Origin of the sequence: Streptococcus atopicus, assembly GCF_049166725.1 — a bacterium.
In the GTDB taxonomy this organism is placed as follows: Bacteria; Bacillota; Bacilli; order Lactobacillales; family Streptococcaceae; genus Streptococcus; species Streptococcus hominis.
In genome coordinates, this window is the sequence record NZ_JBMHFC010000007.1 from 21,877 (window position 1) to 42,081 (window position 20,205).

22 protein-coding genes are annotated in these 20,205 nt (G+C 42.5%); 1 reads left to right on the plus strand and 21 read right to left on the minus strand.

Going from position 1 to position 20,205, the window contains the following annotated elements:
- Positions 1–74 precede the first annotated feature (74 nt).
- From ACOMA9_RS05835 to ACOMA9_RS05915, 17 genes are all read right to left on the minus strand, one after another.
- Positions 75–353, minus strand: a complete 279-nt coding sequence (locus ACOMA9_RS05835) for a phasin family protein (RefSeq protein WP_003040899.1) — start codon at positions 351–353, stop codon at positions 75–77.
- Between the two features lie 92 nt (positions 354–445).
- Complete coding sequence (locus ACOMA9_RS05840; RefSeq protein WP_080977787.1) at positions 446–1,780, minus strand: Nramp family divalent metal transporter; 1,335 nt, start codon at positions 1,778–1,780, stop codon at positions 446–448.
- A gap of 101 nt (positions 1,781–1,881) precedes the next feature.
- A complete protein-coding gene (locus ACOMA9_RS05845) occupies positions 1,882–2,244 on the minus strand; it encodes a DUF1304 domain-containing protein (protein WP_106083359.1) in 363 nt (120 codons plus the stop codon).
- 13 nt (positions 2,245–2,257) lie between these two features.
- Positions 2,258–2,692: a MarR family winged helix-turn-helix transcriptional regulator gene (locus ACOMA9_RS05850; RefSeq protein ID WP_421424883.1), complete on the minus strand. Its 435-nt coding sequence runs from the start codon at positions 2,690–2,692 to the stop codon at positions 2,258–2,260.
- Between the two features lie 92 nt (positions 2,693–2,784).
- Positions 2,785–3,396, minus strand: coding sequence for an HAD-IA family hydrolase (locus ACOMA9_RS05855; protein ID WP_421424884.1), 612 nt, complete (start codon positions 3,394–3,396; stop codon positions 2,785–2,787).
- Positions 3,393–4,670, minus strand: a complete 1,278-nt coding sequence (locus tag ACOMA9_RS05860; RefSeq protein ID WP_421424886.1) for an MATE family efflux transporter — start codon at positions 4,668–4,670, stop codon at positions 3,393–3,395. The genes ACOMA9_RS05855 and ACOMA9_RS05860 overlap by 4 nt, the downstream gene beginning before the upstream one ends.
- Before the next feature lie 130 nt (positions 4,671–4,800).
- Positions 4,801–6,285 carry a threonine synthase gene (thrC, locus tag ACOMA9_RS05865; protein ID WP_247906675.1) on the minus strand — a complete coding sequence of 495 codons (1,485 nt, stop codon included), beginning with the start codon at positions 6,283–6,285 and terminating at the stop codon, positions 4,801–4,803.
- Positions 6,286–6,580: 295 nt separating this feature from the next.
- Entirely contained in the window at positions 6,581–7,216 is a 636-nt protein-coding gene (locus ACOMA9_RS05870; RefSeq protein WP_330945173.1) for a V-type ATP synthase subunit D, read from the minus strand.
- 12 nt (positions 7,217–7,228) lie between these two features.
- Positions 7,229–8,620, minus strand: coding sequence for a V-type ATP synthase subunit B (locus tag ACOMA9_RS05875; protein WP_330945174.1), 1,392 nt, complete (start codon positions 8,618–8,620; stop codon positions 7,229–7,231).
- Complete coding sequence (locus ACOMA9_RS05880; protein WP_421424889.1) at positions 8,607–10,397, minus strand: V-type ATP synthase subunit A; 1,791 nt, start codon at positions 10,395–10,397, stop codon at positions 8,607–8,609. The genes ACOMA9_RS05875 and ACOMA9_RS05880 overlap by 14 nt, the downstream gene beginning before the upstream one ends.
- A gap of 104 nt (positions 10,398–10,501) precedes the next feature.
- On the minus strand, positions 10,502–11,197 hold the full coding sequence (locus ACOMA9_RS05885; protein ID WP_330945176.1) for a GNAT family N-acetyltransferase: 696 nt from the start codon (positions 11,195–11,197) through the stop codon (positions 10,502–10,504).
- A gap of 7 nt (positions 11,198–11,204) precedes the next feature.
- Positions 11,205–11,525 (minus strand): V-type ATP synthase subunit F, encoded by a 321-nt coding sequence (locus ACOMA9_RS05890; protein WP_330945177.1) that lies wholly within the window; start codon positions 11,523–11,525, stop codon positions 11,205–11,207.
- Entirely contained in the window at positions 11,515–12,525 is a 1,011-nt protein-coding gene (locus ACOMA9_RS05895) for a V-type ATPase subunit (protein WP_330945178.1), read from the minus strand. The genes ACOMA9_RS05890 and ACOMA9_RS05895 overlap by 11 nt, the downstream gene beginning before the upstream one ends.
- An 11-nt stretch (positions 12,526–12,536) precedes the next feature.
- Complete coding sequence (locus ACOMA9_RS05900) at positions 12,537–13,127, minus strand: hypothetical protein (protein ID WP_330945179.1); 591 nt, start codon at positions 13,125–13,127, stop codon at positions 12,537–12,539.
- Positions 13,128–13,173: 46 nt separating this feature from the next.
- Entirely contained in the window at positions 13,174–13,653 is a 480-nt protein-coding gene (locus tag ACOMA9_RS05905; RefSeq protein WP_003027244.1) for a V-type ATP synthase subunit K, read from the minus strand.
- Positions 13,654–13,749: 96 nt separating this feature from the next.
- Positions 13,750–15,708: a V-type ATP synthase subunit I gene (locus ACOMA9_RS05910; protein ID WP_421424892.1), complete on the minus strand. Its 1,959-nt coding sequence runs from the start codon at positions 15,706–15,708 to the stop codon at positions 13,750–13,752.
- Positions 15,698–16,021 carry a hypothetical protein gene (locus tag ACOMA9_RS05915; RefSeq protein WP_330945181.1) on the minus strand — a complete coding sequence of 108 codons (324 nt, stop codon included), beginning with the start codon at positions 16,019–16,021 and terminating at the stop codon, positions 15,698–15,700. Before ACOMA9_RS05915 ends, ACOMA9_RS05910 begins: the two co-directional genes overlap by 11 nt.
- A gap of 287 nt (positions 16,022–16,308) precedes the next feature.
- Here ACOMA9_RS05915 and ACOMA9_RS05920 point away from each other — a divergent pair, with 287 nt between their 5' ends.
- Positions 16,309–17,154, plus strand: a complete 846-nt coding sequence (locus ACOMA9_RS05920) for a MurR/RpiR family transcriptional regulator (RefSeq protein ID WP_003028566.1) — start codon at positions 16,309–16,311, stop codon at positions 17,152–17,154.
- A 68-nt stretch (positions 17,155–17,222) separates the two neighbouring features.
- Here the strand turns inward: ACOMA9_RS05920 and ACOMA9_RS05925 are convergent, their stop codons facing one another.
- Genes ACOMA9_RS05925 through ACOMA9_RS05940 form a run of 4 tightly spaced genes read right to left on the minus strand, consistent with a single transcriptional unit; the run spans position 17,223 to position 20,196 of the window.
- Positions 17,223–18,107 carry an ROK family protein gene (locus ACOMA9_RS05925; RefSeq protein ID WP_330945182.1) on the minus strand — a complete coding sequence of 295 codons (885 nt, stop codon included), beginning with the start codon at positions 18,105–18,107 and terminating at the stop codon, positions 17,223–17,225.
- 18 nt (positions 18,108–18,125) lie between these two features.
- Positions 18,126–19,043 (minus strand): dihydrodipicolinate synthase family protein, encoded by a 918-nt coding sequence (locus tag ACOMA9_RS05930; RefSeq protein ID WP_330945183.1) that lies wholly within the window; start codon positions 19,041–19,043, stop codon positions 18,126–18,128.
- 25 nt (positions 19,044–19,068) lie between these two features.
- Positions 19,069–19,716 carry a YesL family protein gene (locus ACOMA9_RS05935; RefSeq protein ID WP_421424894.1) on the minus strand — a complete coding sequence of 216 codons (648 nt, stop codon included), beginning with the start codon at positions 19,714–19,716 and terminating at the stop codon, positions 19,069–19,071.
- Positions 19,717–19,740: 24 nt separating this feature from the next.
- The gene (locus ACOMA9_RS05940) at positions 19,741–20,196 is read right to left on the minus strand and encodes a NanQ anomerase/TabA/YiaL family protein (protein ID WP_421424896.1); all 456 of its coding nucleotides are present in this window, start codon (positions 20,194–20,196) and stop codon (positions 19,741–19,743) included.
- Positions 20,197–20,205 lie beyond the last annotated feature (9 nt).

Consider the following 20,205-nt stretch of genomic DNA (forward strand, 5'->3'; position numbering starts at 1 on the left):
TTTCTTTCAAATCCTACTTTTAGTTTAGCAAAAAACGCAGCCTTTATAAAGTTGTGACTGCGTTATCAGGAAGATTATTCTTCTGTTTTTGAAAGTCCTTTGAGTAGCTGATCTAGTTTATCTTCTAGTCGCTCAATATCTTGCTTGGTAGCATATACATCATCTGATTGCTCCTCTGGACTTTCAGCCGTTTTTTCATTTACTTTGCGCTTTAGCTCTGACTGAAGCTGCTTGCCTTCATCCACCGTCAAGCGACCTTTGGCAATCAATTCTTTGACAAATTCGGTAGCTTTATCATAAGTCATGGAAGTCAATCCAATACCTGCCAGTAAAACTTTTTTCAATTCGTCCATCTTGACACCTCCATATATGAGAATCTTTCCACTTTCATTATAGCGCTTTTAAGCCATTTATTCTAGAGAAAATTGAACTGATAGACAAATTTTTAAAAAAGATCAACCACAAGTTTTACATTCAAAATAGTTAATAAAATAGAAACGGCATAAGCTAAATAGGTATTCCATTTGCTGTTGACAAATTCGCCCATGAGCTTTTTATTAGAGGTGAAATATACGAGTGGAAAGATTGAAAATGGCAAAGCGACAGAAAGAAAGACTTGGGAATAGACCAAAAGATTGTCTAGCACTTGTTCTTTGTCTCCGTATAAAATAGCAACAATCACAACTGGCAAAAGAGCTAATAAGCGGGTTACCAAGCGGAGAAACCACGGTGGTAACTTCATATTTAAGAAACCTTCCATCACAATTTGTCCCGTTAAAGTTCCTGTAATAGTTGAGTTTTGACCACTTGCTAACAAAGCCACTGCAAAGAGCGTTGAGAGGATAGGACTAGCAATAGCACCAGCAATTTGAGGGTCTTTTAAGGCATTGTACATTGCAGAAAAAGCACCAATTTTATCCGCATGTCCAAAGAATAATGCTGCCCCTAAAATCAACAGCAAAGAATTAACCACAAAAGCCAAACTCAATTGAATATTCGAGTCCCACGTCATAAACCGTACTGCTTCATGCACGGATTGTTTGGCTCTGTAATTAACTTTTCGCGTTTGCGCGATAGAAGAGTGCAAATACAGATTGTGTGGCATGACCGTTGCCCCCACAATGCCTAGTGCTAAGGTCAAAACGGACGTTCCATTTTTACTAGCCGTATGTTGATAAGCTACCACATTTGGCAAATATCCTGATAAAATATGATGAAGATTGGGCTTTGCAAGGATCACCAGATATAAGAAAATCAATAAAATAGTTAAAATCAGCGTTCCAACAATAGCTTCAATCTTACGAAAGCCTAATTTCATCAAAAAAAGCAACAAGAAAACATCAAAAACTGTAATCAGAATCGAAAATAGCAAAGACCAACCAAATAGTAAATGAAGCGCAATCCCTGCACCGATGACTTCTGCCAAGTCCGTTGCCATTAAAGCCAGCTCTGTAATGACCCAAAGGAGATAGCGAACTGGCTTTGACGTATGAGCCGCAATGGCTTGTGCCAAATCCATCCTTGTGACAATTCCTAATTTTCCCGCCATTTGTTGTAACTGCATAGCCATTACAGAAGAAACCAAAACAGCTGATAAGAGCAAATAACGATAGGTGGCACCACCTACAACACTTGTAATCCAATTCCCCGGATCCATATAACCAACGGCAACCAGCATTCCTGGTCCTGAAAAAGCTAATAAAGTACGAAAGAAACCAGCGTTTTTAGGCGTTGCAATGCTTTGGTTAACTTCACTTAAGGAAACCTTTTTGTCTGACATTTCTATCATTCTTTCTATTGTAGAATTATTTCTACTATACATTATAGCACAAACTATTAACGATGGTTAATTTATATTTTTATAATGGTTAATATTTAGTGCTATTTAAACAATAAAATGCTTAGAATAGCTAAAATCGCAGGACCCCCTTGGGTCAAGATAATTTTCTTGTTAGCTGTGGCTGCACCATACGCTGCAACCCCGATAACAAACAAAACAAAAACGGTCACAATTTCTAAATTATGTGAAATATACAAGCCATATAGTAGGAAAAGAGCTAAAAAGGCATTGTAAATCCCTTGATTTTTAAACAAGGAAGTGACGGACGGGCGAAATAATTCTTCCTTTGTCATGTTAAAGACTCGGCTGGTGCTGTCTGATTGGGTAGCGATACTTTCTAGATAAAAGATATAGAGGTGTTCCAGTGCGACAAGTGTAGCTAATATAGTAGTAATGAGTGACATACATTTCTTCTTTCTAATGTTTTTCCACGGTAATCTGATCTAAGCCAGATACAAGTTTTTCTAAAAGGGCGCTCAGCGTTTTTTGTTCATCAGCTGAGAGGACTTTTTCCATTTGCTTTTTGACATCTACATGATGGTTCTGTGGCTCGTACAGAAGCTGCTCTTTTGCAACATTCGTGACATCCACTAGGACTTCTCGTTGATTTTTGGAATTGCGGCTCCGTTGAACATAACCGCGCTCTTCTAAAAGTTTGAAATGCCGAGTTAAAGCCGCAGGATCGATTTTTAAGACCTCTTGCACAGCAACTTGACTGCATGGAGCATTGTCCAATAAAAAATCCAGTATCTCGTACCGCGTTAAGCTAATTTCTAATTTTTGCTCAAAGAGTTGCGTGATAGCTTGATCAGTTAAATGCAATTGATATAGCAGGTGATGAATGGCAACCATATATTCTCCTTCCTGGCTTTAATTGACTAGTCAATTATTGATAAATCAATTATAGACTATCAAAAAAAGAAAAGCAAATATTTTGCTCCCCTTTAACAGATTATCTGTTTAATCTCTAGTAAATGGTTGATTTCGTGATTAATGTTTGGTCGGTCATCGCAGAAATTGATTGATTGAATACCGCTGTTAAAGGCAACATCTACATCCAACGTCCGATCGCCGATATAGTAAGTGCTTGTCTTATCCAGCTGGTATTTCTCTACGAGATAGTTCACCCCTTCTGGGTCAGGTTTTCTTGCGAATCCATTTGCAGTAGTCACAATTTCTGTGAAATAATCCAAAATCTCTAAATCAGCTAAAATTTGATAAGCATTTTTCCCTTTATGAGTATAGACAAACTGCTGAATATCTACTTCCTGCGCCCAAGCAAGAATAGTCTTAGCACCATCCATGAGCTGAATGTGAGCATTTTTCTCTTGCAAACTTTGACCTCGAAAACAGTTCATCTCTTCAGCATCTAAACCTTTTTCTGCTGCAACTTTTTCCAGTAGTTTCTGAACAGAATGCTGCAAGATATAAGCATGGATAGCTGGTCTGTCAAAATCTAAGCCATAGTACATATAGGTTTCCTCAAGCCCTGCCAAAATCGCATCATAAGAGTCCAGCAAGGTTCCGTCCAAATCCCAAATAAAAGCTTTTGTCATGTTATTTTCCTCATTTTCCGTTGATAGATGATTTGTAAAAAGATCCAGCGAAAGCCATTGTCCAAAAGAGTGGCGCTCCAAACTCCGGGCAAGCCCAAGTCCAGAGTTACTCCCAGAAAGTAGCCCGCCACAATGCGAATCAGCCACATACCAACAGTCGTAGCATAAAAAGGCAACTTGGCATTTCCCAATCCTTGCCAAACAGCTGTGTAAATGACTGTTCCTGCTGTCATAGGCACACCCAAAAGTGAAAAAAGAATGACCGACAAGCTAGCTGTCACAGCGCTGCTGTCCTTTGTATAAAGATGTGTTAGTGGTTGACCCAGCGCAAAAATAAGTAAAGCCACCGGTAACATGAGCCCTAGAGATAGCCAGTAGGTCCGCTTCGTCAGCTTCCTAACTGTCTGAAAATCTACCTGTCCCACCGCGTGAGCCACCAACATAACCGTTGCGGTAGCGACTCCAAAGCCCGGCATATAGTTGAACTGTGTCAGAACCTCTCCAATAGCATTTCCCGCAACAGTATCTGTCCCGAACTTAACGATAATAGCAATAATCACCACGTCCCCAGCCCGCATCATCAGCCGCTCTCCAGCAGCTGGCAGAGATAAACGCAACAAGTCCCAATCCAACCTCCAACTCCAAGGTACTAGAGGCAGAGATAATTCTTTCCATAAAATCAAAACGCCTACCAGACGGGCTAAAATGGTGCCCAGCGCCACCCCAACAATTCCCATGTGAAAAATAAAAATCGCAAGACTGGAAAAAAGGACATTGAGCAGATTGCTCAAAAAACTGACATACATAGGCATGCGAGGGTTGCTAGTTGCTCGAATCAAGGAGCCTAGCGTAGTCATCAGACCCAAAAGGAGAATCATTCCCCCGATTAAAGCTAGATAAAGACCACCTGCATTGGCGACGGCAGGCTCCGTTCCTAGCCAAGCTAATATCCGGCGTCCAAAAACAAGAGAGAGAAACCCCAGAAACATACTCACAAGCATGGTAAGCTTAATGGCTTCGCTAGTATGATAAGCTAGATTGTCTCGATCTCCTTCTCCCAAACTTTTAGAAATGAGACTAGACACCGCTACTCCCAGCGCAATAAAAATGGCTTGGTAAATGCTGATGATATTGCCCGCAACGGAAACCCCTGAAATAGCCACGAGACCGAGACTCGCTACTAAATACGAATCCACCACTCCCATTAACATTTGCAAAAAATTTTCTGCCATAGCTGGTAAAGCGATGTTTAAAATCTTTTTGTAATTGGTCATCTATTAAAAACTCCTAAGATTGATTATACACTTTTCTGCACCAAGCTTACAACATCTTAACCACATAGATACTTTTGCAAAATAAAAACACCCAGTTGGCTGACCAGCTGAGCGTTGATAATACCTTTAATTAAAGCCCTAGATAACTCTCTACTGCTGCCTGCATCTGGTCAGCGGCAACAGTCGTTTTATGGCGAACTTGTACGGTTTCTAGGTTAGTAACTGCAGAAGGCACTGCAACTCCTGAAATCTCATGGAGTTTTACTAAAGCTTCAAAATCACTCAGACCTGTCTGCCCAGTCACAGCTTCGACTGCCACTACTGGGAATTTATAAGGACTGGCGGTTGAAGCAACGACAGTCGTAGTCTTATCACCTGTAGCTGTCCGGTATTTTTGATAAACAGCTGAGGCGACTGCTGTGTGCGGATCTTCAATATAGTTAGACGCTTCATAAACTCGTTTGATTTCAGCTGCTGTTTCAGCTTCGGTGGCATATTCTGCAGCAAAGAGTTCTAAAATGTCTGGGTCAAAATCAGTCAACTCATACTGACCATGCTGATTGAGAGATTTCATCAAATCTGCTGTCTTTTCTGCATTATTTCCTAACAGGTGGAAAATCAAGCGCTCTAAGTTTGAAGAAACTAAAATATCCATAGACGGACTAGACGTTACCTTAAAGCTACGCTTTTTGTCATAAACATGTGTCTTAAAGAAATCCGTTAGGACATTATTTTCATTAGAAGCACAAATCAACTTGCCGACCGGAAGACCAATTTGTTTAGCATAGTAGGCTGCCAAGATGTTACCAAAATTACCCGTCGGAACTGTGAAATTAATTTTATCACCAGCTACGATCTGACCAGTCTTAACCAGCTGTGCATAAGCATAGACATAATAAACAATCTGTGGCACCAAGCGCCCGATATTCATGGAGTTGGCAGAAGAAAATTGCAACTTGTGCACTGCTAGCCGCTCACGAAGAGCCGCGTCATTAAACATACGTTTAACATTGGTCTGGGCATCATCAAAATTGCCCTCAATAGCCACCACATGAGTATTGTCCCCCGTCTGAGTGGTCATTTGCAGCTCCTGAACCTTGCTGACACCGTCTTTAGGGTAAAAGACGATGATTTCCGTTCCTGGCACATCGGCAAAGCCTGCCATAGCTGCTTTTCCGGTATCACCAGAAGTCGCCGTCAAAATGACAATTTTATTTTCCAGACCATGCTTTTTCGCTGCTGTTGTCATCAAATGCGGGAGAATAGACAAGGCCATATCCTTGAAAGCAATAGTGGAACCATGGAATAGTTCCAAATTGTATTGCCCATTCAGTTTCACCAGAGGAGCAATCTCTGGCGTGTCAAACTTGCTGTCATAGGCATTGTTAATGCAGTTATCCAGCTCTTGATCTGTAAAATCATCTAAAAAAGCAGATAAAATCAATTTTGCAACTTCCTGATAGGAAGCGTCTTTGAGTTTGGCAAAATCCAGCTCTAGTTGCGGATAAGAAATTGGCGTAAAGAGACCGCCATCCGTTGCTAACCCCTGCAAAATAGCCTGACTGGCTGTTACCGTATTGTTTGCGTCACGCGTTGATTGATAAACTAAAGTCATGAATTTTTGTCCCTTTCGTGTAGTCTGTTCTATTATAACATGATTTATCAGAAAATTCTCGCATTTTTATGGAAAAAGTGAGAGGGAATAGCTGTTTATCTTTACTAAATTGAGATAATCTATCCAAATCTCCTTATTCTATATATTTCTCATGAGCATATGAATCAAAAGTTGTAAATGCAGTTTTTAACGCTTTTACTTTTTGCTGAACTGAACAAAAAAAGTCGGGCAAACAAAGATGACTTCACATGTTTATCAAACATTTCGTCAACTTCTATCGCTAGACTCTTTTTAATTATTTTGTGGTTTCTTTCACCTTCATTACTCTCACTAGACTAGCGCGTTCGGCTTCTTCTAGCTTCATTTCGATATAATGAATGGTTTCTGTGAGATCTGGAATGGTTGCATACTCTAAGCCATTGACCCTACGACGGGTCTTTTCAATCTCATCTGCCATCAGCTGGCAGCTCTTTTCAATCTCTGCTAAGCGCAGGAGGTCGGGCAATAGGTTGCCCATATCCTCAATCGTCTCATCCATCTGGCTGTTAGAAGCCACATAGCTATAAACCACATCTCCCTCATCATCACCATAAGGATTATCAATATGAGCATGCATTTTTGGCACCTGCACACTCATGATATTTTCCTGTTCGATATGAAGGTTGACTTCTCGCATAGGAACAGCAAAAATTTCCTCCACCATGAGGTCGCTTTCTAAGGCTTTTGCCAATACAAAGTCCTGCATGTGGCCGACCAGAGCTGATTCAACTTTTTGGCGGAGGTGATTGTTCTCGCGAACAGCCTTAATGAAACGACGCATCAGTTCATCCCGTTTATCCTTGAGGAGTTTGTGACCGCGAGTAGCTGTTTTCAGTCGCTCTTTTAGATTGTTCAGCTCCATTCGGGTTGGTTTGACATTCAAACGAGTCATTGGCTCACCTCCTTAAATATGCTGCTTGCTTTCTGGTAAATATTGATCAATCATGTCGTCCTTGATCCGCTTAAGCTCCGTCCGTGGCAAGATAGACAACAATTCCCAGCCTAAATCCAGACTTTCTTCAATCGTCCGATTGGTATAAAAACCTTGATTGATGTACTCTTTTTCAAATCGCTCGGTAAATTGAACATAGAGCTTATCGGTGTCAGATAAGGCGGATTCTCCCAATACAACCGCTAATTCTTTGGCTTGTTTGCCTTGTGCATAAGCTGCAAAGAGCTGATTCATAGTTGCTGCATGGTCTCCCCGAGTCTTTCCCTCGCCAGAGCCCTTATCCTTAAGACGCGAAAGAGACGGCAGTACATTAATCGGTGGACGATAACCACTATTGTAAAGGTCACGCGACAGGATAATCTGACCTTCGGTGATGTAACCTGTCAAATCCGGAATGGGATGAGTGATATCATCCTCAGGCATGGTAAGAATTGGAATTTGTGTGACCGAGCCTTTCTTCCCTACCAAGCGCCCTGCTCGTTCATAAAGAGTGGAAAGATTAGTATAGAGATAACCCGGATAGCCTCGGCGTCCTGGCACTTCTCGACGAGCAGCGGATACTTCTCGCAAGGCCTCACAGTAGTTCGTCATGTCTGTCATGATGACGAGAACGTGCATGTCTTTTTCATAAGCCAAATATTCAGCAGCAGTCAGGGCAATCCGCGGTGTCGCAATCCGCTCAATAGCAGGATCATTGGCTAGGTTGATGAAGAGGATAGAGCGATCAATAGCTCCCGTCTCTCGCAAATCATTCATGAAAAATTCGGCTTCTTCAAAGGTAATCCCCATAGCCGCAAAAACCACCGCAAAATTTTCTTCTGAATTGAGCACCGTAGCTTGACGAGCAATCTGGGCAGCCAATTCCTTATGGGGCAGACCCGCCCCAGAGAAAACAGGCAATTTTTGTCCTCGAACTAAGGTATTGAGGTGATCAATAGCTGAAATCCCCGTCTGGATAAACTCATCGGGATAATCTCGCGCGACTGGATTGATGGCTTGACCATCAATATCTATGTATTTCTCAGGCAGAATGTCAGGCCCCCCGTCAATAGGCTTGCCCATACCGTTGAAAATTCGTCCTACCATATCTTCTGACACTGGCAATTCAAGCGGTCGACCAGTAAAACGAACCTTGGCTTTTTCTAGATTGATACCGCTGGAGCCTTCAAACAGCTGCACCATCGCCTTGTCTTCCTGTACTTCCAAGACCTGTCCCTGACGCTTGGTTCCATCATGGAGCTGGATTTCCACCAGCTCATTAAAATGCACACCCTCAACTTGCTCCACAATCATCAAAGGACCAACAACTTCGCTGACGGTACGGTATTCTTTAATCACGTTCATTGTCTGCTCCTCCTTGGGCAAGAATATCATGTAAGTTTTCTCGAATAGCAGCATCCAAATTCCGAATTGCATCCAGCTGCTCTTCTGGGATAAATTTAGAGCGAGCAATTCGATCTCGCAGCTCCACAGTACCGTTCATGATTTCGGTAAAGTAGGCACCTAAATTCAAGGCACGATTGGCTTCCTCATCAAATGTTAAAATATTAGTGAGCAAAGCTACTTGTTTTTTAAAAGAAGTGTAGGTATCCACTTCGTCAAAAGCATTCTGCTGCAGGTAATCCTCACGAATCATTTTAGCTGTATTCATGGTGAGACGATCCCTTTCAGACAGAGAATCCAGACCAACCAGCCGCACGATTTCCTGTAGCTCACTCTCTTTTTGAAGAACATTCATCGCCTTGGTTACTTTTTCCGACCAAGCCAACTGCTCATGCTGATCGATATAGTGCCCTACCTCATCTAGATAAAGTGAGTAAGAACTAAGCCAGTTAATCGCAGGGAAATGGCGACGTTGTGCCAACTGAGCGTCCAAGCCCCAGAAAACTTTGACAATCCGCAGAGTGTTTTGCGTGACTGGCTCAGAAATATCTCCACCCGGAGGGGAAACAGCGCCGATTGCGGTAATGCTTCCCTCACGCTCGTTACTCCCTAAGGTTTTAACCCGACCCGCTCGTTCGTAATATTCAGCAATACGGCTGCCCAGATAGGCTGGATAGCCTTCGTCGCCCGGCATTTCTTCCAAACGCCCGGACATTTCCCGCAGAGCTTCTGCCCAACGTGAGGTCGAATCTGCCATAATAGCGACAGAATACCCCATATCTCGGAAGTATTCAGCAATCGTAATTCCTGTATAGATAGAGGCTTCACGCGCCGCAACTGGCATATTGGACGTGTTGGCAATCAGAACGGTACGTTGCATGATAGATTGACCAGTTGCTGGATCAATCAGCTCTGGAAATTCATTGAGCACATCGGTCATTTCATTGCCCCGCTCACCGCAGCCCACATAAATCACGATATCCACATTGGCAAACTTAGCAACCTGATGCTGAACAACGGTCTTTCCCGCACCGAAAGGACCTGGAACAGCAGCCGCACCGCCCTTGGTCACAGGGAAAAAGGTATCAATCACTCGTTGACCCGTCACCAAAGGCTCCTCTGGAATCAGCTTTTGAGCAAATGGGCGACCTCGGCGAACCGGCCATTTCTGCATAAGACTGCCCACAAAGACAGAACCATCCGCACGCTCAACTTCATAGACTGCTTCCTCGACCGTGAAACTACCAGCTTCAATAGCCGTCAGCCGACCACTAACACCAACTGGTACCAGAATACGATGCACTACCAGCTCGGTTTCTTGAACCGTTCCCAGAATATCTCCAGCGGTCACCTCTGTTCCAATCTCCAGACAAGGCACAAAGTCCCACTTGGTCTCTCGATTCAGATGAGGCAACTGCACTCCGCGCACCAGGAAATCACTCTGCGTCACCGTTTGAAAGCGTGCCAAAGGTCGCTGAATTCCGTCAAACATTTGCGAAATCAGCCCCGGTCCCAACTCAACCGATAACGGACTCCCTGTTGTTTCTACTGGTTCTCCTGGCCCAAGACCAGAGGTTTCTTCGTATACCTGAATAGAAGCCTCATCTTGACGCATCTCAATGATTTCCCCAATCAAGCCCAAATTGCCCACACGACAAATATCCTGAATATTCGCTTCCTGCATCCCAGAGGCAACTACCAAAGGACCCGAAACTTTTATAATCTTTCCTTGACTCACAATCTTCCTCCATTCTTTGGGAGATTTTTGCTTATTTTCTATCCTTGCCGTGATCTTGAAATCTTTCTTAGCTATCTCTACAGCAAAAATTGATACTTCTTATTTTAAAAATCAGATAAAGCTTTTATTTGTTGCCCATTTTCATCGAAATTATCTGGGCTTAGCCATTTTTCTAAACGAGTTTTGACCGCTGGCCAGTCCTTGTCAATTATGGCTAGCCAGTCAGTATCTCGGTTCCGCCCTTTATAAACAACTGCCTGACGAAAAGTGCCTTCGTAGATAAAACCAAGCCTTTCTGCTGCGTATCTTGAAGGTTGATTGAGTGCATCGCATTTCCACTCGTAGCGGCGATACTCCAGCTCCTCAAAAACGTAGCGTGCCAACAGATATTGGGCTTCTGTCGCCAGTCTGGTTCGTTTCAATTGGGGCGAATAGGTCACAGACCCCACCTCAATGACACGGCTACCACGATTAATTCTCATTAGAGCAAAAGTGCCCAATGCCTTGCCACTCTCCTTATCTACAATGGCATAGTAAAAACGATCCTGAGCTGTCAACATCTGATCTAGCAAGGCCGACCATTCTTCCTGACTTTGAACAGGATTTTGAAAGAGATAAGTCCACATGTCAGCAGGAGAATCCGGACCATAGACTTCATACAAATCCACCCCATGTTTGTCCTTGGACAGGCATTCAACGATAACATATTGTCCTTCTAGTCGCTCCAGATTGGGCAAATCTCCCGGCTTGAAATTCGGCAAGGTATCTCCAATAAGCTGGCCTAATTCATTCATTTTCATAAAAACCTCACAATATATCCTGTCCAACTGCTTTTTCTACGTTCTTGCGAATACGCCCCTGTCCTAATCCCATTACCCCTTTATGGGTCGGAATTAAGATAATCGCTGGCAGCACCTGCTTATCATAGTAAGCCAGCGTTTCAGGGATTTCAGCAGCCATATCCTCTGTCAAATAAATAATAGCAAAATCTTCTCGGCTCAGTCGTCGTAAAGTATTCACCACATCGGTCGCTTCGGTGACTGGAAAAGTCTGAAAACCAATCAGGCGAAAAGGCAGAATGGCATCGCGATTCCCCACCACACCAATTTTATAAGTTTTACTGGCCATAAATCGGTCTCATCCTTTCTTTGATGATCTCTACTGGAAGCTGGTTCGTTAAACCAGTCAAAATAAGTCGAAGATTTTTCACTTCTAGCTCTTTTCCCAATAAATAGCGAGCTAATGGAAGTGGACCACTTGTTTCAAATCGTCCTTGCTCTAAGAGTTTAAACGGAACCAAGTCTGCTAAATATTCCAGTTCAAGATTTGTCAACTTATCCGAACGCATTTTTTCTTCATAAGTGCTTAGTTCTGCGTCAAATTCTAGTGGATTGACTTTGGAAAACCAGCTAGCAAAATCCCCTTTTTCTGCCAACTCAATCCACTCTGCACTCGTCAAAGAGCCTTCATCTGATAAGAGTTGCGTCATAAAACTGTGCGGTTTTTGGTGACGAATGGCACGCTGCACCGTTACTGCATTATAAAAATCAATCGTCAACTCCACCAGTTGCTTGAGCCGTTCGTCTTCAAATGTAGACTCCAAGCTTTTTAAGTGCTTGAAATAAGCCAGATCCATTCCAATTTCCAGAACGCGTACATCTTGATAATCTTGATATTCCGCCCAAGTCGCCGCCATTTCATCCGCCATAAATTTAGGACAATGTTCAGCAGAAAAGGTTGCAACCAAATGCTCCAAAATATCTAAAGGATAAGGTCCAACAGAAATCAACAGATGCTTTAAATTCAAACCTGTCGCCTTGTGCTTAAGCAACACCTTAAGATTGTGATAGGTATATTTGAGCGTAAAAAACTCCACCAAAGCAGATTCTGAACTAACTTCAAAAGCCCAAGCATACTCTGCAAACAAATGTTTCATGAGAAACCTCTCAATCGCATTTAAGTCTGTTAGTTGCTCATAATCCAGATTATAAACCGTTCCTTCCAAAGCTGCTGACCGACTTTCAGAAGTGAAAGTCCGCAACAACTGCTCGTATTGCGCTAAGCTTAAAAAGCTACTCTCATGAATGCTAATTTCTGTATTCACTTGAGCGAAGGTCTTTTCATTCATAGAACGCCTCCTTAGTCTGCTTCATCTTGGAAAATCGTCTGAGCAAGCTGATAACTCTCCTCCTGCCACAAAGAATCCACCAAACTGCGGTAGAGGTAGTTATCGTCAATATTGCCTCGCGAAAGGAGAAAACCTGCTTCTCCACTCACAGGAGAGGAAGCCAATCTTACGTGCGGATAGTGCTCTAATAATCGTTCCAATTGTCCAGCCGAATATTTAACCAATGTCCGTGAGCCAACTGTCAAAACAAGCTCTTCTTGCGGATACTTTTTTAAGACCTGCTCCAAGAAAGCCTGCTCCTGCTCGATCGACCAGGCCGCCATTTGCTCATAAGCCCCCGCAAATAATTCTTTCAAAATCCCTTGCTTAGTCGCCAAAGTAGACTGACGTTTTTCATTTTCAAGCTGCTGCACTTCACGCTGTACCTGACGATTGATCGCTTTTATTTCTTGCTCACGCTGTTGCAGTTTTTCTTGTTTCAACCGTGCTTCTTGCTCTTTAGCTTCACGCTCAATAGACTCTTTCGCATCGGCTAATAGCTGCCGCCCATTTTCATGCGCTTGCTCCAAAACCGAATCCCTCAAATGAGATTCAAATTCCATATCTGCCTCCTTCTATGACATCTTGTTTCAAGACATTGAACCTGTCTCATTTTACATTCAAAACCATCAAAAGAGATACAACAAAGGCAAGGATAGCATAAGTTTCTACCATGGCAGCAAGGATAACCCCTTTCATGACGTCTTCAGGTCGCTTTGCCAAAATCTGCATACCAGCGGTTGCTACATTTCCTTGATATTTAGCAGAGTAATAACCGACAATTCCGATTGGAAGTGCGGCAAAAAAGAGGGCTAGACCTGTCTGAAGAGCCATTTCAGGCTGGATTTTAAAGAAAATCAAAATCCCGATAACAAAGCCATATAGACCTTGCGTACCCGGCAAAAGCTGTAAAATCAAGGCGCTGACGAATTTCTCAGGTTGCTCTTTTAATAGGGCTGCCGCAGCCTGACCGGTTGAACCGACATTACGCGCAGAACCGATACCGCTGAGGAAAATCGCAAAAACCACACCGAGTGCTGCGAAAAAGGCACCACCGTAAGTTGAAAAATAAGATGAAAAAGCTTGCATGAATAAACTCCATTTCTAATAGTAAACATTATTTATTTGGTTATTTTATCAATGACATAAAACTTCTAGCTGAGTTGTTAAAATAATTTCGCTGTGCTATTTTTTGTAGCGGACATATTTCTCTGCTGGTTTCAAAGGTTTAAAGGCTTTTCCACCACCATCGTAGAATTTCCCAAAAAATTCAACAAAAATCAAACGCGCTCCGTGCACATAGCCTGATAAAAAGGAGAGAAACATATTGATACCGTGGAGGGCGAGAAACAGCACAATCCCAATACTAAAGCGAGCAAAAGGCGGAAAGAGACTAACAATTAAGTTAAAGGCTGAGCCAATGCTTGCACCAGCAAGCCCCAAAGCCATGAGTCGCGTAAAGCTCACCAAGTCTCCCACATAGCTGCTGATATTGTATAGATTAAACAGTGCAGAACCCAAACCTTTCAAACTCCTAGCACTGATAATAGAAACCAATACAATGCCGACAGCATTTACAATAGCCAGCCATTGCCCGATAAAGCCGACCATAGCAAGAGTTGGGAACAGTCGCCCCGCTGCTAGCAAAGCCAGACCAATGAGAATCAGCATCCACGCAAAACCTGAATTATAAGCTGCCGCATAATCCTTCATGCGAATGTTCTTTTTGCCACTGAGAAACAGCCCTGTCATGACTGTAATAAACCCAATCACGACCGACATAATCAGAATGGTGATCACATCTGTGCTGGTATCAATGAGCGCAAAAGGCAATTTGAAACCAAAGAAAGAACCATAAATCACTCCCCAGAGTGCAACGCCGATTCCTAAAATTCTAAAAAAGCGTAAATTCTTTGCTAGACTTGGCTTAACATGTAAAGTCTTCAAAGCCCAAGTCGTTCCGCCAAAGAGCAACAGACCATAGCCAATATCAGCTGCCATCATGCCAAAAAAGATAAAGTAGAAGACCGAAACAACGGGCGTTGGATCTTTATCTTCGTATTTCGGCAACGAATACATCTCTGTCACCAGCTCAAAGGGCTCAATCAGAGCATTATTTTTAAGTTTTGTCGGGACTCGCTGTCGATCAGCTGCCTCCATTTCATGGATTTGAAGCAAGACAGTCCCACCAAATTGTTGCGCAAGACCCATTTTCAAATCTTCTATCTGCTCTTGCTCAATCCAGCCTTCTAAAGCAACCAAATTCTGCGTACTGGCAAGATCTCCCTTGCTTTCTTGGCGAGAAGTAAGATTCAAAATATAGTCCAACTGAAGTTTGAGCTGTTGCAGTTCCTTGCTGGAAGCTGCAAGCTGCGTTTGCGTTGAGCTGATAACCGTTTCTTGCTCCTTTATCGTTTCTTTTAACGATGTCAAACGCTCTTTTGGTAATTCTTCAAAAGCATATTCAAAAGGTTTGAAACCAAGCTCTGTCAAGAATGCTTGCATTTCCTTAGCTGTTTCTACTTTACATAGCACAAGAATTCCACTTTCTGTGGTACTGGTGAAAATCTCTTGGACTTCCAGATTAGGATAGTCCCGTAATCGAGCATTTAGCTGATTGTTCTCACTGCTTGGAATGCTTCCCACAAACGCACGAAGGTGTTTAAAAAGCTTAAGTGCTGACGGCGTAACGGCTAAACTCGCCCATTTTTCTAGCTCTGCCATCTCCGACTGAGCCATCTCTTTTACTTCCTGCGCCCTTGCCAACGCTTGAAATTGTTGCTGAATATTGACAAGAAGAGCTTCTTCATCACGCGCCTGCCCCGCTTGCTCTAAATCCACAAACGTTATTTCCAAAGGCGCTTCCTTTAACGACTCCAGTAATTTCTTCTTTGGCACAAACGCCTGCAAACGTTCAATCATATTGGCAAGTTTTTCCTGTCGCCGAGTCAAAGTTTGAAGATGTTCCGAGAAAGACTTATCAGGATTCCACACCAACTCTTGCTCAAAAGCTCCCTGCCAAGTCTCTTTTGCTTGCAAATCCTGAATTTCAACCGATTGGAGATTTTGCAAATAGGAGAGAACATCATCCAACAAATCTTTTGGCAATAGCAGCGACAACTCTTGCATTTGACTAATGGCCATATTTTTCTACCACCCTGTCCACAATCATTTGTAGCAGCACTTCTTTTTTATTTGACAAAGCCGCTTGGGCTTTTTCTTCGTTCTCTTGTCTCGTTTGCTCTAAATCCTGTGTTAAGACAGCTAACTCTCGTTCAGAGCGCTCCTTTAACTCGGTTACCAATCGCTCTTTCTCTTCGTCGTAAGATTGCCCTAGCTGTTTCAGATTACTAGCCGCTTGCTCTCGCAATTCATGAATTTGACTTTTGTAGCCCGCCAACACTTCATCTGCTGCTTGCTCAATTTCCTGCATTTGCTCAAGAGTAGCATTCGTCATATCTCGCACCTCCTTTTGACACAATAGGTGTAACGCTTTCTTGTGTAAATTATAACACATTTTCAAATCATTCGTCACAGAGTTTTATTTCTTTTCTAGGTAGATGAACATTTTTTATATTGCATTTTCCACTCTATCAGTTTATATTTCCTGCTTATTTACGTGTTTCCTAACTACCTGTTCTGAAAAGCTCCCTCCTACTTAATTCCCCTTAAAAATGTTATAATACAATTATACTCTTAAAACAGTTGTTCTATAACTATCACCAGCAAAGAAAGTGACCTCTTATGGAAAATACGCAGCATATCTTAACGACGATTGAAAGCCACTTTGATAGCATGACCGACTTAGAAAAGCGGATTGCCAACTACTTTTTGAGCCCTTCTAGCATCTATGACGATCTCTCTTCTCAAAAAGTTGCGCAAGCTCTCTACATCTCTCAAGCAGCCCTGACACGCTTTGCAAAGAAATGCGGATTTAAAGGCTACAGAGAGTTTAATTTTCAATACCTTCATCAATTGCAAGAAAACGCGGAACAGGACGAGAAAGTACAAAATGACTTATCTCGTAGAGTGCTGCGAAACTATGCTCAAATCCGTCAACAAACTGAGGAATTGGTTGACGAAGACAAACTGCTGCGCGTTGCCAATCTCATCGAAGCAGCTGACCGCGTCTATTTCTTTGGGACGGGAAGCTCTGGTCTTGTCGCACGCGATATGAAACTGCGCTTCATGCGGCTTGGTGTTGTCTGCGAAGCGTTGACAGATCAAGACGGTTTTGCTTGGACAACCAGTATCCTAGATGAAAATTGCTTGGTTATTGGATTTTCTTTGTCCGGAGGAACGCAATCTATCATCAACAGCCTCATCGACGCTCAAGCAATGGGTGCGAAAACGGTGTTAGTAACAGGACACCCCAATAAAGTCAAAGAAACCTTTACTGAAATCATCACCGTTGCCATTCAAAGCAAACCAGAGTATATCTTACGCATCTCAGCACAGTTTCCTATGCTACTTATGATTGACCTTCTTTATGCCTTTTTCCTAGAAATTGACCGGGAAAAGAAGGAAAAAATCTTCAACAGCTTTTGGGAAAATCAAAAATTAAACGGCTATTACAGGCGACACAAATAAGGGACCAAATAAAAATGAGCATCTCCTCACCAAAGGATTTGCTCATTTTCAGTATAGAAGGCTTTTCGTTAATGATGTTTATTTTTAAAGTGATAATAAGCTCCAAACATCCCTGCAGCATTTTGATGATGAGCAAAAGCGAGCTTGGTTTTTTCAGCAATACTTGGTACCAGACAAGCTTTCATAGCAGTCTCAATTCGAGGACGAAGAATGGCCTCTTGACCCATAATGCCGCCACCTAAGATCACCACTTCTGGATTGGCCACATAGCAAATATTCGCAATCCCTTGCCCCAAATAGTTGACCATGCGGTCGATTCCTTGGATACAACGTGCATTTCCTTCGGTCGCTTCTTTGAAAATGCGGCGTCCATTCCACATAGTAGGATCTTCTCCGTGAAGCTCTGCTACATAATTGACCAAGGCAGTCGTTGAAGCCACATCTTGGAAAGCACCGTCTGGCAGATACACATAACCGACTTCACAGGCCGAATTACTAAAACCGTGGAAAACCTGACCGTCCACCAGCAAGCAGCCACCGATACCCGTTCCAATCGTCAAACAAATCGCAATGCTCGCTCCCTTGCCGCTGCCTGACATAACTTCCGCCAAACCAGCACAATTGACATCATTTTCAATCTCACAAGGAACGGCAAATGTTTCTTCTATCACTTTCTTGAACTGAGTACCAGCATAATTTGGAATCTGAGGGCCAGCATAAAAGATTTCTCCTTTATCTGGATCGACCATTCCGGCTGAGGAGATACAAACCCCAGCAACTGGAATTTGTTCTAAATAACGTGCTACAATTCCCTTTACCTTGTGTAAAATTTCTGGACCGCCCTTATGAGCCTCTGTTGGGATTTCATGCGCTTCCAGCAAGGTGTCGGTATCATCAATCAGACTATATTTGATATTTGTTCCACCAATATCAATGGCAATATATTTCCCCATAATCCACCTCTTTTTCTATTATAGGAATGCTTCTTTTGCTTCCCGAATCAAACGCGCCGCTTCTTCTACAATCGGACGATCCGCGTCTGTCACTGGTGTTAATGGAGAACGGACAGAACCGATATTCAGATTTTCATTGATTTTCAAGACTTCCTTGATGACAGAATACATATTTCCATGAGCAGCTGTTAATTTTCCGATAATAGCGTTAATGGTAAATTGCAGTTCTTTTGCTTTTTCCAATTCTTTGTCGGCAATCAATTGATTGAGCTTCAAGAAAAGCTCTGGCATTGCTCCATACGTTCCGCCGATACCTGCTCTTGCTCCCATCAGGCGACCACCTAAGAACTGTTCATCTGGACCATTAAAGACGAGGTGGCCTTCTCCACCAAGTGCTGCAAAGGTTTGAATGTCTTGGACAGGCATGGAAGAGTTCTTCACACCAATCACGCATTCATTTTTGAGCATTTCTGTATAGAGACTCGGCGTCAGAGCTACACCTGCCAACTGCGGAATATTGTAAATCACGAAGTCTATTTGTGGCGCAGCTGCGCTAATATCGTTCCAATATTGGGCAACCGAGTATTCTGGCAAGCGGAAGTAAATCGGCGGAATAGCCGCAATAGCATCTACTCCCAAACTTTTTGCATGGCGTGCCAATTCCACACTATCCTTAGTGTTGTTGCAAGCGACGTGGGCAATAATCGTTAGTTTCCCTTTTGCCACCGCCATGACTTCTTCCAAAATCAATTTCCTATCGGCAACGCTTTGATAGATACACTCCCCCGACGAGCCATTGACATACAAGCCCTGAACTCCTTTTTTGAGGAAATATTCTACCAAAGCCCGCACGCGCTCCGGACTAATCTCACCTTGGTCATCATAGCAGGCATAAAAGGCCGGAATGACCCCTTCGTATTTTTTTAAATCTCTCATATTTTATTCTCCAATTTGATTGATTTTATCGTTTGTACTTATTAAAAATAGTTTCCATGATGGGCAATTGCAAAAATCCTAAGGCTGCAAAACCGACTAATACAAAAAGAGTAAAGCCTAGTAGCAACACAAATCCTGAACTAGAGAGGAAAAAGATGATTGCAGCTAATAAGGCTATCATCAAAAAGAACCACGGGAAATGCAAACTCACCATGATAAGACCCGTTTGCAACATATCTTTTATCGTCATTTCAAACTTAGCTGCCAAAGGGTAGACACATAAAAACAGCAAACTAGTAAAAATGATGACACCGATACAAGTTGCTTTTAACATTTGAAATAGTAGCGTCTCTTGTCGCCAAAAGAGCATGAGGTCAAATAGACTGATACCTACAATCAGCAACTCTAGCAAACCGAGTTTGAAACCAATTTTCCAGTTTTTTCTAAAAGCCTGCACATAGGTTGCTGTGACTTTTACGCGACGCGAATCTTTGATGACAAACAAAGTCTGATACAAGCTCATCTTTGCAATACCAATCGTAACAATTGGCAAGCAGGACAGCAAAAAGAGCAAGTTCACAGTCACCAAATCTAATATTTTCTCACATATTCTCATAAAGAAATTATCTGTATCAAAAATACTTTGTATTAGCTGAGAACCTCTCTTTTCCATGACTCTACCTCCTCGTTAGTTATTTCAATCGTTGAGCAAAACCTTTACGACACATTTTTTGACCGTATCACCTTTAGCAGCAAACCTATTGGGCTGATGCGGCTCATTGGGTAAAAATAGAACAAAATTCTGTTTATCCAAATAAAATGGAAGAGATTGCTCACAAGTCACAAAGCCAATGTCCTTCTTTTTATCATACGGTTTTCTCACTTCTTTTACCCTGTTGCCATATCGAATGATTTCATGCCCTGCTAAAAGCAAATGCAAGTCTAGATAATGGTGATGAAATTCACATTCATCTGTCGTGTCAGAACACAATTCATTTTCCTGCACAAACAGAAATGCTTTTTCTCCGTCAATCTCATACCGTCCTAACTCACAATTATTTAAATCGTGCGTCAGGAGATAATCAATGGCGCAATCTAAATTCTCATGGATACCTTTGTAGTGGGCGAGATTTTCTAATTCATCGAAAATCATTTGGTCGGC